Annotated in this window: 14 protein-coding genes; 5 read left to right on the forward strand and 9 right to left on the reverse strand. The window is 71.6% G+C overall.

Annotated elements, in window-relative coordinates:
• The first annotated feature begins 447 nt into the window (after positions 1-447).
• Entirely contained in the window at positions 448-759 is a 312-nt protein-coding gene (locus tag ACFV46_RS12850) for a UBP-type zinc finger domain-containing protein (protein WP_385498291.1), read from the forward strand.
• 287 nt (positions 760-1,046) lie between these two features.
• Here the strand turns inward: ACFV46_RS12850 and ACFV46_RS12855 are convergent, their stop codons facing one another.
• Positions 1,047-1,367, reverse strand: a complete 321-nt coding sequence (locus ACFV46_RS12855) for a DUF6355 family natural product biosynthesis protein (RefSeq protein WP_361929745.1) — start codon at positions 1,365-1,367, stop codon at positions 1,047-1,049.
• Positions 1,368-1,832: 465 nt separating this feature from the next.
• Between ACFV46_RS12855 and ACFV46_RS12860 the strand changes: the two genes are divergently transcribed.
• Positions 1,833-1,970: a hypothetical protein gene (locus tag ACFV46_RS12860; protein WP_385498097.1), complete on the forward strand. Its 138-nt coding sequence runs from the start codon at positions 1,833-1,835 to the stop codon at positions 1,968-1,970.
• 24 nt (positions 1,971-1,994) lie between these two features.
• On the opposite strand, the gene larE is transcribed toward ACFV46_RS12860, so the two are convergent.
• From larE to ACFV46_RS12900, 8 genes are all read right to left on the reverse strand, one after another.
• Complete coding sequence (larE, locus tag ACFV46_RS12865; protein WP_385498098.1) at positions 1,995-2,819, reverse strand: ATP-dependent sacrificial sulfur transferase LarE; 825 nt, start codon at positions 2,817-2,819, stop codon at positions 1,995-1,997.
• Positions 2,809-4,026 carry a nickel pincer cofactor biosynthesis protein LarC gene (larC, locus tag ACFV46_RS12870; RefSeq protein ID WP_385498099.1) on the reverse strand — a complete coding sequence of 406 codons (1,218 nt, stop codon included), beginning with the start codon at positions 4,024-4,026 and terminating at the stop codon, positions 2,809-2,811. The genes larE and larC overlap by 11 nt, the downstream gene beginning before the upstream one ends.
• Positions 4,023-4,712 carry a nickel pincer cofactor biosynthesis protein LarB gene (gene larB / locus ACFV46_RS12875; RefSeq protein WP_385498101.1) on the reverse strand — a complete coding sequence of 230 codons (690 nt, stop codon included), beginning with the start codon at positions 4,710-4,712 and terminating at the stop codon, positions 4,023-4,025. Before larB ends, larC begins: the two co-directional genes overlap by 4 nt.
• On the reverse strand, positions 4,709-5,989 hold the full coding sequence (gene larA / locus ACFV46_RS12880; RefSeq protein WP_385498102.1) for a nickel-dependent lactate racemase: 1,281 nt from the start codon (positions 5,987-5,989) through the stop codon (positions 4,709-4,711). The genes larB and larA overlap by 4 nt, the downstream gene beginning before the upstream one ends.
• Positions 5,986-6,921: an amidohydrolase family protein gene (locus ACFV46_RS12885; protein ID WP_385498104.1), complete on the reverse strand. Its 936-nt coding sequence runs from the start codon at positions 6,919-6,921 to the stop codon at positions 5,986-5,988. The genes larA and ACFV46_RS12885 overlap by 4 nt, the downstream gene beginning before the upstream one ends.
• A complete protein-coding gene (locus ACFV46_RS12890; RefSeq protein ID WP_385498105.1) occupies positions 6,918-7,913 on the reverse strand; it encodes an aldo/keto reductase in 996 nt (331 codons plus the stop codon). Before ACFV46_RS12890 ends, ACFV46_RS12885 begins: the two co-directional genes overlap by 4 nt.
• Positions 7,913-8,764, reverse strand: a complete 852-nt coding sequence (locus ACFV46_RS12895; protein WP_385498106.1) for a fumarylacetoacetate hydrolase family protein — start codon at positions 8,762-8,764, stop codon at positions 7,913-7,915. The genes ACFV46_RS12890 and ACFV46_RS12895 overlap by 1 nt, the downstream gene beginning before the upstream one ends.
• A gap of 111 nt (positions 8,765-8,875) precedes the next feature.
• Positions 8,876-9,580: a FadR/GntR family transcriptional regulator gene (locus tag ACFV46_RS12900; protein WP_385498108.1), complete on the reverse strand. Its 705-nt coding sequence runs from the start codon at positions 9,578-9,580 to the stop codon at positions 8,876-8,878.
• A gap of 303 nt (positions 9,581-9,883) precedes the next feature.
• On the opposite strand from ACFV46_RS12900, the gene ACFV46_RS12905 reads away from it, so the two are divergent.
• The 3 genes from ACFV46_RS12905 (at position 9,884) to ACFV46_RS12915 (ending at position 13,126) form a co-directional block, all read left to right on the forward strand.
• On the forward strand, positions 9,884-11,191 hold the full coding sequence (locus ACFV46_RS12905; RefSeq protein WP_283288409.1) for an enolase C-terminal domain-like protein: 1,308 nt from the start codon (positions 9,884-9,886) through the stop codon (positions 11,189-11,191).
• Complete coding sequence (locus ACFV46_RS12910) at positions 11,188-11,946, forward strand: SDR family NAD(P)-dependent oxidoreductase (protein WP_283288410.1); 759 nt, start codon at positions 11,188-11,190, stop codon at positions 11,944-11,946. The genes ACFV46_RS12905 and ACFV46_RS12910 overlap by 4 nt, the downstream gene beginning before the upstream one ends.
• Positions 11,947-12,049: 103 nt before the next feature.
• Positions 12,050-13,126: a sugar ABC transporter substrate-binding protein gene (locus ACFV46_RS12915; RefSeq protein WP_283288411.1), complete on the forward strand. Its 1,077-nt coding sequence runs from the start codon at positions 12,050-12,052 to the stop codon at positions 13,124-13,126.
• Positions 13,127-13,129: the final 3 nt, after the last annotated feature.

Here is a 13,129-nt window from a genome sequence, read left to right on the forward strand (position 1 = left end):
TCTCCTCCGTGTCTGCGACGGGCCGTCGGCGCGGAGCGCGCGGCTGCTCGTCGCGTGATCAAGATCCAGAAGAGACTTCTACAGCACTGTAGTTCCGGGGCGCGAGCACCCTGGGGAAACCGGGCGGCGCCCGGGCCGGTGACCGCTGTCATGCAGCAGGGCGCGCTGTAGCGCATCCTTCGCCGCCACAACAGGCGAATCACTCGAGGGAGCCCGGAGGCGGCACGGGAGGGACCAGGCCCGACAGCCTGCCCTCGCGACTCCACGCTTGCCGCAGCGACGCCGGCGGGCATTACGGGACAGCCCTTGGGACACGGATGGGGTAGCCGCCGCGCCGGCGTCCTGGACCCGGAGGGCCATGAACGGAGCGCCGGCACCTACCAGCCCGGTCAGGTCTGGTGGCCAGGACGGACCCGCACTGCCGGAGGTGACCTCGTGACCGAGTGGATGGTACGGCCCGACGGCGGCCGCCCTGAGGGCCGCGCCTGCAGCCACGCCGACGACCTAGAACCCACGCCCCCGCCCCAGAGCGACGTGTGCCTGCGGTGCGCCGCCCGCGGACGTGACGAGAGGCGACTGCGGATCTGCCTGGCCTGCGGGCACGTCGGATGCAGTGACAGCGCTTCGGGCGCCCACGCGACCGCGCACTTCGAGTCGAGTGGGCACCCCCTGGTGCGTTCCGCAGAACCGGGCCCGCAGTGGGCCTGGTGCTACGTCGACGAGGTGTATCTCCAACCGGCTCCGTCCCGTCGTCCATGACCGCGGCGAAGCGGGCACCGTGAGCAGGCGCGCCGAGTACGTCCGCCCGAAGCCGTACCCAGCCCGTCTCGACGCTTCCGCCCACGGCGCAGCCCTCGCCGTTGCCGGCGAAGCAGGGGAACCATCCCATGACACTCGGGAGCGCACACGACGCCGGTCACACCCTCATGGTCGTAGTCACCGGTGATCAGGCATGCAGCCCGAAGCATGTGACCAGTGCCCCTGCAGCATGCCGACGGGGACAGCCCGCCAGGCGCGACCGGCGGCGTCAGCGAGCAGGCCGGCACCTAGCCGCAGGTGCCCTCGATGGCCCAGGCGTTGTCGATCTCGTCGGTCGTGCCGAGATGGGTCTCGCCCGGCGGCACGCACCTCTTGATGTCGGTCGGCCACCAGTCGATGTCGACCTGGATCTTGACCCAAGTGCTGCCGCAGTGCCCGTAGTACGAGTCTGTCTGCGTCTCGTAGTAGCCGCAGGCCTTGACCCCCACCTCTGAGGTGGCCTTCTTCGCGGGCGCTGCGTGGGCACTTCCGGAGAGCGCCGTGCCCGCGAGGAGCACTGCGCTGAACGCGGCCGCGGCGAGGCGGAGCTTGCTTGCGGTTTTCTGCATGGAAGGGTTCCTCACTTGTGCGAGTCGACGGAAGGAGGCGACTTCGGCTGGTCGATACGGTCCTTGCCTGCGCGAGGCCGTCGGCACGCGAGGTGCAGGACGGCACTCGCGCCGCCCTGGTCACACGGACATGGGCCCCGGCCGCCGCGGTGTCGGTCACACCGCGGCCAGCCCGTCCACCGGCATGGTGCGTCCGGCGATCGGAGCGGCGCTCACACACTCACACGACGGTGTCATCGCTGTCAGCGCCTGGGGCTGTGCATGATCCCTGCCCGTCGATAAGGTGGCCTTATGACTGCAGGCAGGCGGTCGGGAGCCGGCATCGGGTCAGCCGCTGCGAAGTCGGCGGAGCCGAGGCTTCAACTGCTTCGCCTCCCTCTCACACTGCGCGAGGGGCGTGCTGCCGCCCACCTGTCCTGTCCGCCGTTGAAGGACGCGTCCGCGCTCCCGCAGGAGACCGGTCAGGTGCGATTGCGTGTCCTGGGCGGTGACGAGTGCAACGACTTCGCCGAGGTGCTGGCCGCAGGGTTCGGCGCGCCTGCGGTGATCTTCTCCAGCCTGTACACGCCGGCTGTTCTGGACGCGCAGGGGATCACCGCCTAGACGGCACTCCCCGGCGCCTTGGTCTCAGACCTCTGTGTTGAGCCGGCCCGAGCGGAACGGTTCGACCTGGTGGGGCAGGCCGGCGAAGCCGGCGACGGCGAGCGCCTCGCCGAGTGTCGGAAGTGCCGCGGTCAGCGTTACGAGCGCCGGGTCCACCTCGACCCGGGCCCGGTCACCGAGGTCGCGGACCCGGAGGTCGGTCACCTGAAGTCCGGCCTCTGTCAGGAGGGTCCGGACGGCCGCCTCGGCGCGGTCGACGCGGGCCAGGCGGTACGGGGTGACCTCGATGCCGTAGCGAACTCGGCTGGCGAGACATGGTGTCGCCGGTTTGTTCCAGGTGGGCAGCGACCAGAACCGGCTGAGGCGGCGTACCTCCGCCTTCGTCAGTCCCGCGTCGAGGAGTGGGGTGCGGATGCCGCGTTCCCGGCCGGCGCGGATGCCCGGCCGGTAGGGGTCCGCGGCGTCGTCCGCGTTGGTGCCGGTGGCCACCGTGTCGAAGCCGTGCTCGCGGGCCAGCACCGCGATGGTGTCCAGCACCTCGGACTTGCAGAAGTAGCAGCGGTCCGGGCCGTTGGCCCGGTAGCCGGGACGTGCCAACTCGTGCGTGCGCGGCATGAGATGGGTGACCCCGAGGTCGTCGGCGAGACGCCGGGCGGCACTGAGTTCTCCGCCGGCCAGGCTCTCCGACACGGCCGTGACCGCCAGGACCTGGTTGGGGCCGAGTACCCGGGCGGCCGCGGCGAGGACCAGCGCGGAGTCGGCGCCGCCGGAATAGGCGACCGCCACGGGGCCGCCGAGTGCGCGCACGCGGTGTGCGAGCCGGTGCTCCAAAGTGGCGTCACTGGGCACGTTCTTCCTCCTGACCTGCCATCATGATTCCCTCCTTGTTCTCCTCCTGACCTGACGTCATCGATGTCACCCGGCTGAGGTGCAGTGCGCGTGCGGCGACGGCGCGCAGGGGCCGGCCCAGCGCGGCGGCCGCGGCCACCACGTCGTCGTGTTCCGGCTTGGCCGCGTGAGGGCCGTGTTTGACCCGTACGGGGTGCCCGTCGACCTCCACCGTCTCGAAGGCACGCGGCAGGGTGGTGCGGGTGGCGGCGACGCGCCGGACGCCGAGGGCTCCGGTCTCGGTCAGCACCAGGTCGCGCAGCCGTCGTTCGTGATGCGGATGGACGAGGACGTGCAGGATCTGCGCGGGTCGGCCCTTCTTCATCACCGCCGGGGTCGTCCAGGCGTCGAGGGCGCCGGCATCCAGCGCCCTGGTGATGACGTGTGCGAGAACTTCGCCGGTGACGTCGTCGAGGTTGGTCTCCAGCACGACGACGTCCTCCTCCGGTGCGCCGGGAAGAGCGGAACCGAAGCTGACGCAGACGACGTTGGGCCGGTCGACGAGGCGGCGGGTGCCCGCGCCGTAGCCGGTGGCGTCCAGGGTCATGGGTGGGGGCGGGCCGTACCGGGCTCCGGTGGCGTGCAGCAGTGCGGCGCCGGTGGGTGTCACCGTTTCACCCGGCAGGTCGCTGCCCGTGACGGCGGCTCCCGCCAGGAGGGCGAGGGTGGCCGGTGCGGGGCAGGGCAGGACGCCGTGCGCGGCGTGGATCCTGCCCCGGCCGAGCGGCAGGGGTGCGCTGACGACGTCGGTGACCCCCAGGGCGTGCAGGGCCGCGGCGCTGCCGACGACGTCCACGAGGGTGTCGTGGCCGCCGAGTTCGTGCAGGTGGACGTCGGCCGGGTCGACGTCGTGGAGTCGCGCCTCCGCCTCGGTGATCGCGGTGACGGCGGCGGTGGCGAGGGCCGCGACGGGCCGGGGGGTCGCCCGGGCCGCCATCTCCAGCACGTCGGCGGCTCGGCGCTCGGTGTGGGGGTCGGTGACCTCCACGTGCACTCTCGTGGCGGCCAGTCCGTGGTCCGTGATGCGCTCGGCGGTGAGGTTCCAGCCGGTCAGGCCGGTGGCGGCCACGGCGGACCGGATCCGGTCCAGCGGTGCCCCGGCGTCGATCAGGGCCGCGAGCAGCATGTCTCCGGCCAGCCCGGTGAACGGGTTGATCCAGCAGATCACTCGGCGCCTCCGGGGTCTGCCGCCGACCGGGCCTGGGCGATGCGGTGGACCGCCATGGCCGCGGAGAACCCGGAGTCGATGTTGACCACGGTCACCCCGGCGGCGCAGGAGGCGTGCATGGCAAGCAGTGCGGTGACGCCTTGCAGTGAGGCGCCGTATCCGGTGGAGACGGGCACAGCGACGACCGGGGCGCGGACCAGACCGCCGACGACGCTGGCGAGGGCGCCTTCCATGCCGGCCACCACGATCACCGCGTCGGCTTCCCGCAGCAGGCCGCGTACCTGCAGGACGCGGTCGAGTCCCGCCACGCCGACGTCGTGGACGACCGTCGTGTCCAGCCCGACGGCCGAGGCCACGGCGGCGGCTTCCGCGGCCACCGGGCCGTCGGAGGTGCCGGCGGCCGCCACCACGACGGAGAACTCCCCGGCGGCGGCCGGCCGCCAGGTCAGCAGCCGGGCCTTCTCGTCGTACGTGCCGCCTTCCACCTGTCCCAGGACCTCCGTGGCCGTCTCGGGGGTGACGCGGGTGGCGAGGACGGGGCCGGTGTTGTGGCGCAGGAGGCCGGTGACGATTCCGGCGATCTGCTCCACGGTCTTGCCGGGGCCGTAGACCACTTCCGGCAGGCCCTGCCGGGCCTCACGGCCGAGGTCGAGCCGGGCGTATCCCAGGTTCAGCACCTCGTTCACGGCCGCTCCCGTCCGATGTAGGGAATGGTCTGCGGGCCTTCGGGCAGGACGCACACGCGGGCGTCCGGGCCGGCGGCTGCCAGCGCCTCGGCGACCGTGGCGGTGATGTCGTGGGTCTGCCGCAGGTGGGCCGTGGCCAGTTCCTCGTCGCTGAGGAAGGAGGTGTGCATGATGACGCGGCTGCCCGACTGGATGCGGGCCTGGATCTGCACCTGCCACTGGTCGGGAACCGTTTCGGTGCGCGCGCCGATGTCGGCGAACAGGGCTTGCGGGGACGGCGCGGAGGCCAGCACCTGGCGGTAGGAGCCGTGGTCGGGGAAGCCGTCACGGCATTCGGCCGCGCACACGATCGTTCCTCCTGGCCGGACCACCTGGTAGGCCGCCGACATACCCTTGACCGCCTGGTACAGGTTCTGGTCCAGCGGGAAGCCGGAGTTGGTGGTGACGACGACGTCGAACGGCGCCTCGACAGGGCGCATCGCCATCCGCTTGGCCGTGGCCGTCGCGGCCGCGTGCATGGGCAGCAGGTCGCCGCCGAACGCGGCCACGATGTCCTTGTCCCGGTTGAGCACCACGTCCAGCGCGAAGGTGACACCGGTGGCCTCGGCGATGGCACGCACGTCGTCGTGGACGGGGTTGCCGTGGGTGATGCCCCAGGTCGCGCGCGGATCTGCGATGCGGGCCGCGTCGTGCAGCACGAGCACCGTCTCCAGCGCGGCGAGCCCGGGGGCGACGAGCTTCGGACCGCCGGAGAAGCCGGCGAAGAAGTGGGGTTCGACGAAGCCGGTGGTGATGCGGACGTCCGCCTCCCACCATTGGCGGTTGAGCCACACCGGTACGTCGTTGCCGTAGGTGCCGATCCATGCCAGTTGGGCGGCGTCGCGGGCGTCGTGGTTGACGATCCGTACCCCGTCGACGATCTCGTCGCCGAACATCGCCCGGAGTTCGGACTCGTCGTTGCCGCGATGTGTGCCGGTCGCGACGAGGATCACGACGTCCTCCCGGCGGACGACGCCCTCCAGTTCGTCCAGGACGGCCGGGATCATCAGGTGGCGGGGCTGCGGGCGGGTGCCGTCGCAGGCCGAGATGGCCACGGTCTGCCCCGGGCGGACCCGCTCGCGCAGGGGTGCTCCCGCGACCGGGTCGCGCAGCGCCGCGCGCAGGGCGGCCATCTGGTCCGCGGCTGCCGCGTGATGGACGGGTTCGACGACCGTCGCCGTGCGCGGGTCGACCTCGATGTCGATCCCTGAACGGCCGTAGGCCAGGCGCACTTTCACCGGGCCACCCCCAGCGGGCCGTCGTCCGCGGATCGTCCCGGCCGGTCGCTCGCGCCCAGTCCGTAGGCGCGTTCCGCCGTCGTGGTGAAGACCTGGGAGCGCTCGGCCGGGGTGAGGCCGGCGGTCAGTGCCTCCGCCGCGCCGGCGACCTCCGCGTAGGAGGCGGCCGACAGGCAGACGGGCCAGTCGGAGCCGAACATCACCCGCTGCGGACCGAAGGCGTCGAGCACGACGTCGGCGTAGGGACGCAGGGTCGCCACGCTGCGGTCGTTCGAGGCGGCCTCCGTGACCATGCCGGACAGCTTGCAGAACACGTGGGGCTGGGCGGCGAGTTCACGGATCAGCGTTGCCCAGGGCTCCAGTTCTCCTGTGGCGATGGGCGGCTTGGCCAGATGGTCGAGGACGAACGTGAGGCCCGGCAGCTCCCGGACGGTACTGATGGCGGCGGGCAGTTGGTGCGGGAGGACGAGCAGGTCGTAGGCGAGGTTCGCCCGCGAGACCGTGTGCAGGCCCCGGCGCACGTCGGGCCGGTTCAGCCAGCCGGGGTCCGGTTCGCTCTGCACCAGGTGCCGCAGGCCGACCAGTTGATCGCCGCCGGGCGCCGCCCGCAGGGCGTCCAGGGTGTCGGCGAGGCCGTCCGAGGTGAGGTCGGCCCAGCCGACGACGCCGGCGATCAGGTCGTCGGTCGCGGCGAGGGACAGGAACTCCGCGGTCTCGTCGAGGTCCGGCAGGACCTGGACCAGGACCGTACGGTCGATGCCCGCCGCCCGGGCCGACGGCGCCAGGTCCGCCATGGTGAAGTCCCTGCGCAGGGGGGCCATGCCGGGCGCGTCGAGCCATGTGTGCACGCGGCGCCGCGGGCCGGGGCCCGGGTCGGACCCGGGAGCCGAGGCGGGCCGCCAGACGTGGTGGTGTGCGTCGATCCTGCTCATGCTCCGTCCCGTTCGCGTTCGAGGGTGTCGAGCTCGGCCCAGAGTTCCTCGGGGATCGTCGCGCCGGCGTGTGCGATGTTGACGGTGACCTCCTGGGAACTGCGCGCCCCGACGACGACGCCGGTCACGGCGGGGTGCCGCAGCGGGAACCGCAGGGCCGCGGCGGCCAGCGCCACACCGTGCGCGGCGCAGCGCTCGCCGAGGGCGAGGGCGTGGCGCCGCACCGCTTCGGAGGCCGGCCTGTAGTCGTAGGTGGCGTCGGGTGCGAGGTTCGCCAGGATTCCGCTGTTGAAGACACCGCCGACCAGGACGCCCACCTCTCGTTCGGCGCACGCGGGCAGCAGTTCGTCGGCCGCGCTGCGGTCCAGCAGGGAGTAGCGGCCGGCGACGAGGACGCAGTCGACGTCCGTCTCGGTGACGAAGCGGGTGAGCATCTCCGTCTGGTTCATGCCGACGCCGATCGCCCGGACCGCTCCCTCGGCGCGCAGCCGGGCCAGTGCCGGGTAGGCGCCGGTGAGGGCCTCCTTCCCGTGGTCGTCCGGGTCGTGGATGAGCACGATGTCGAAGGCGTCGAGGCCGGAGCGCTCCAGGCTCTCGGCGAGGGAGCGGTAGACGCCGTCGGCACTGTAGTCGCGGATCCTGACCAGGTCGGGGGCGCCGTGGAAGGCCTCGTCCCCTGGTGCCGATTCTCCCGGTACGAGCAGCCGCCCGACCTTGGTGGACACGGTGCAGTCCGCGCGCGCTGGGCCGAGGCCGGTCAGGAAGGCGCCGAGCCGTCGCTCGGCGAGCCCGGCACCGTAGTGCGGGGCGGTGTCGAAGTAGCGGATCCCGGCGGTCCAGGCCGCTTCCAGCGTTCCAGAGGCGTCCCGGCCGCCGACCGCGGAGAACAGACCGCCCAGCGGTGCGGTGCCCAGCCCGATGCGGCTGACGGTGACGCCTGAACGGCCGAGGGGGACCCGTTCGGCATACCAGGGGTGCGCAGCGGTGGACATCACGCCTGCCCGACGACGTGCCGCTGACGGCCGAGCCGGTCGATCTCGGCCTCGACCACGTCACCGGCCCGCAGGTAGGGGAAGTCGTTGGCACCGAAGGCCACGCCCGCCGGGGTTCCGGTGTTGATCACGTCGCCGGGGTCCAGCACCATGAACTGGCTCAGGTACCAGACGAGGTGGCGCACCCCGAAGATCATGTTCTTGGTGTGCCCGTGCTGACGCGGCTCGCCGTTGACCCACAGCCGCAGCGTCAGGTCCTGGGGGTCCCCTGTCTCGTCGGGAGTCACCAGCCAGGGGCCGAGGGGGTTGAAGGTCTCGCAGGACTTGCCCTTGTCCCACTGCCCGCCGCGTTCGTGCTGGAAGGTGCGCTCGCTGACGTCGTCGGCGATGGCGTAGCCCGCGACGACGTCGTCGGCGGCAGCCGGGGAGTCCAGGTAGCGGGCGGTGCGCCCGATGACGACCGCGAGTTCGATCTCGTAGTCCGTGCGGGTGCTGGTGCGCGGTACGAGGACGGTGTCGTCGGGTCCGACCACCGTGTTGGACGCCTTCATGAAGATCACCGGCTCCGCCGGGGGCGGGGTGGCGGTCTCCTCGGCGTGATCGGCGTAGTTCAGCCCGACGCACACGACCTTGCCCGGGCGGGCCACGGGTGCCCCGGTGCGCTGCCCGCCCACGTCGATGCGCGGCAGGGCTCCCGCGGCCAGCGCGGAGCGTGCCCGCTCCACGCCGTCACGGGCCAGGAAGACACCGTCGATGTCGGCGGTCAGCGGGGTCAGGTCGTGGGCGAGGCCGTCGGTGTCGAGGACGGCGGGACGTTCCGAGCCCGCGGGGCCCACGCGCAGAAACCTCATCGAAGTGCTCCTCACTGAGCGGGCGTGCCGGGCCGTGGCCCACGGCGCTCGGGGCCGGGCACGGGGCTGGTGACGTGTGATGGACGAGGGTGGGGCGTGAACCACCCGTGTTCACGGCAGGTCCGGGACGGCGCTGGTCGGCTTCAGGTGCTCGCGCAGCCACTGTTCGGTGGTGCTGACGTGCAGGAGTGCCGCGGCCTGCGCCAGGCCGGCGTCGCCGGCGACCAGCGCCTGGAAGATCGCCTCGTGCTCGGCGAGCGTGCGGGCGGCGGCGTTGTCGTCGACCAGACCGCGCCAGACGCGTGCCCGCACCGTCCGGCTGGAGATCCCCTCCAGCAGGGTGGCGAGGGTGGCGTTGCCGGTGGCCGCGACCACCGCCCGGTGGAACGCCGCGTCATGTTCGGTGAGCCGCTCGATGTCCTCACGGGCCGCCCGCATCGCGTCCAGATGCCGCTCCACCTCGGCCAGTTCCGCGGCCGAGATGCGAGTGGCGGCCAGTCCGGTGGCGACCGGTTCGAACAGCCGGCGCACCTCGGTCAGCTCCAGCAGGGTGTCGCCGCGGAGCAGCTCCACCGCAGACCCGATGCTGCTCAGCAGCAGCTCCGGTTCCAGGCTGGTCACGTAGGTGCCGTCGCCCCGGCGGATCTCCAGCACGCGTGCGACCACCAGAGCCTTGACCGCCTCCCGCATCAGGTTGCGGGACAGCCCCAGCTCCGCGGCCAGCTGCTGCTCGGGGGGCAGTTTGGCACCGGGCGGCAGCTCACCGGACTGGATGAGGTCCCTGATGCGGTCGATGGCCTTGTCGGTCAGTGACATGCGGCTGCTCCCTGCTCGTTGCCCAGGCGGCGGCAGCGTAGCAATACATCCCATCACTCAGGAAGAGACCGTGAAGTCGAAGGCGTCATCACATTTTCCCTCCCGTCAAACCAGCGGGTGGGAAGCGACCCCTCACATATTTCCCTCCCGAGGTATGGACACCGAGATGGGGTCACCCTATAAATCCATCCCATGTCCAGCCTCTGCCCCAGCGGAGCGGACATCCCGTTGACACACGACGATGGGTGGTGGCCATGGAGCCGACACGACACCGGACCCTGCGAACCGAAGACGCCGGGCCCGATGAGTGAGCTCATCAGCGCGGTCGAGGCCGTGGACGTACGGTTTCCGACCTCGCGGGACCTCGACGGCTCCGACGCCATGAACCCCGAACCCGACTACTCGGCGGCGTATGTGACGATCCGCACGAGCACCGGCGGCCGGGGACACGGCCTCGCCTTCACCGTGGGACGCGGCAACGACGTGGAGGTCGCCGCCGTACGCGCCCTGGCCCCGCTGATCACGGGGCTCCCGGTGGAGGACGTGCTGGCCGATCTCGGCGCCTTCTCCCGGCGGCTGACCGGCGACAGCCAACTGCGCTGGCTCGGCCCGGAGAAGGGGGCCATCCACATGGCCGCCGCCGCGATCGTCAACGCCGTCTGGGACCTGTACGGACGCCGCACCGGCAAACCGGTCTGGCGGCTGCTGGCCGAGCTCTCCCCCGAACAGCTGGTCGACCTGGTCGACTTCCGCTACCTCCAGGACGCCCTCACCCGCGACGAGGCCCTGGACATCCTGCGCCGCGCGGAGCCCGGCCGCGCCGAGCGCACCGCGCACCTGCTGGAGCACGGCTACCCGGCGTACACCACGACCCCCGGCTGGCTCGGCTACGACGACGAGAAGCTGGTGAGGCTGTCCAAGGAGGCGGTCGCCGACGGATTCGGCCAGATCAAGCTGAAGGTCGGCGCCGACCGCGAGGCAGACCGGCGCCGCATGCGACTGGCCCGCGCGGCGGTCGGCCCGGACATCAGGATCGCCGTCGACGCCAACCAGGCATGGGGAGTCCAGCAGGCCATCGACTGGACGGCGTCGCTCGCCCCCTACGACCCGTACTGGATCGAGGAGCCCACCTCGCCGGACGACATCCTCGGCCACGCCGCCATCCGCCGAGCCGTGGCGCCGGTCAAGGTGGCCACCGGCGAACACACGCACAACCAGGTGATGTTCAAACAACTCCTGCAGGCGGAAGCCCTCGACGTCCTGCAACTCGACGCCAGCCGCACCGCCGGCGTCACCGAGAACGTCGCCATCCTGCTGCTGGCCGCCAAGTTCGGCGTCCCGGTGTGCCCGCACGCCGGTGGAGTCGGTCTGTGCGAGATGGTGCAGCACCTGGCGATGTTCGACTACGTGGCCGTCAGCGGCACCACCGACAACCGCGTCATCGAGTACGTCGACCACCTGCACGAGCACTTCACCGACCCGGTCCGCATCCGCGACGGCCGCTATCTCGCCCCGTCCGCACCCGGCATCAGCGCCGAACTCCATCGGCGGTCCCTGGCGGACCACCGCTACCCCGACGGCCCGGTGTGGAACGGGGAGGCCGAGGGATGAGCGCTCCCGACCTCGCGGGCCTGACAGCCCTCGTCACCGGCGGCGCCTCCGGCATCGGACTGGCCACCGCACGCCTGCTGGCCGCCCGCGGCGCCCGTGTCGCCTGCCTCGACCTCCAGCCCGACGGCCTGCCCGATCCCCTGATCGGGATCCGCGCGGACGTGGCGGACGACGTGGGCGTGCGGACAGCCGTCGCCGAGGCCGCGGACGTCCTGGGCGGCATCGACATCCTGGTCAACAACGCCGGCATCGGCGCCCAGGGCACCATCGAGGACAACGCCGACGACGAGTGGCACCGGGTGTTCGACGTCAACGTCGTCGGCATGGTCCGGGTGACCCGGGCCGCACTCCCCCATCTGCGCCGCTCCGGCAGCGCGGCCATCGTCAACACCTGCTCCATCGCCGCCACCGCCGGGCTGCCCGACCGGGTCCTGTACTCCGCCACCAAGGGGGCCGTGCTCGCCATGACGCGGGCGATGGCGGCCGACCTCGTGCACGGCGGAATCCGCGTCAACTGCGTCAACCCCGGCACCGCCGACACTCCCTGGATCGGACGCCTCCTGGACCGCGCCGCGGACCCCGCGGCCGAGCGCGCCGCCCTCAACGCCCGCCAGCCGATGGGACGTCTCGTCTCCGCCGACGAGGTCGCCGCGGCCATCGCCTACCTCGCGAGCCCTCTGTCCGGCTCCACCACCGGCACCGACCTCCCCGTCGACGGCGGCATGCAGGGCCTGCGGATCCGTCCGCGCGCCTGACCACGCTCCTTCCCACCCTGTCTCCAGACCGGCACCCGCGCACCGCACGACCGGTCCCGCACACAGCCCGTCCGCGCGACCCCGTCAGCAAGGAGAGCGAGCCATGCAGCTCAGGTTCACCAGGTACGCCTGTCTCGGCGCCCTCGCCGCCCTGTCCGTCCCCGCACTCACCGCCTGCGGGGGTTCGGGATCCGCGTCGGCCTCGGGCCCAGGCGGTGGTTCCACCGTGGTCGGGGTCGACTACCCGCGCTCCGACACCGACTTCTGGAACTCGTACATCAAGTACACCCCGCAGTTCGCCAAGGAACTCGGACTCGACCTGAAGACCACCAACTCGCAGAACGACGTCGCGAAACTCACCGCCGACGTCCAGACGTTCATCAGCCAGGGCGTCAAGGGCGTCGCGATGGCACCGCAGGACACCGCCGCCATCGCACCCACCCTGGCGCAGCTGGAGGCGAAGAAGATCCCGGTCGTCTCCGTGGACACCCGCCCCGACACCGGCAAGGTGTACATGGTCGTACGGGCGGACAACCGCGCCTACGGCGAGAAGGCCTGCCAGTTCCTGGGGACCAAGCTGGGCGGCAAGGGCAAGGTCGTCATGCTCCAGGGTGACCTCGCCTCCGTCAACGGCCGTGACCGCACCGAGGCGTTCAACGCCTGCATGAAGAAGAACTACCCGGCCATCAAGGTCTTCGGCGAAGCCACCAACTGGGACGGCGCCGTCGCGGCGCAGAAGCTCCAGACCGACCTGACCGCCCACCCCGACATCAAGGGCGTCTACATGCAGTCCAGTTTCGCGCTCTCCGGCACCCTGCAGGTGCTCAAGCAGAAGGGCCTGCTGGTCGGTCCCGAGGACAAGAGGCACGTGTTCGTTGTCTCCAACGACGGCATCCCCGAGGAGCTCAAGAACATCGCCGCGGGCAAGATCGACGCCACCGTGTCCCAGCCGGCCGATCTCTACGCCAAGTACGCCCTCTCCTACCTCAAGGCGGCGATCGAAGGCAAGACGTTCAAGCCCGGCAAGACCGACCACGACAGCACCATCATCCAGGTCCGCGAAGGCCTTCTGGAGGACCAGCTCTCCGCGCCCCTGGTGACGGCCGACGGCGGCACCTATGGCGGGGTCACCAGTCTCAAGAGCGATGACAAGTCCCTGTGGGGCAACAACCTCAGCTGACCG

Origin of the sequence: Streptomyces sp. NPDC059852, from assembly GCF_042731455.1 — a bacterium.
Lineage (GTDB): Bacteria > Actinomycetota > Actinomycetes > Streptomycetales > Streptomycetaceae > Streptomyces.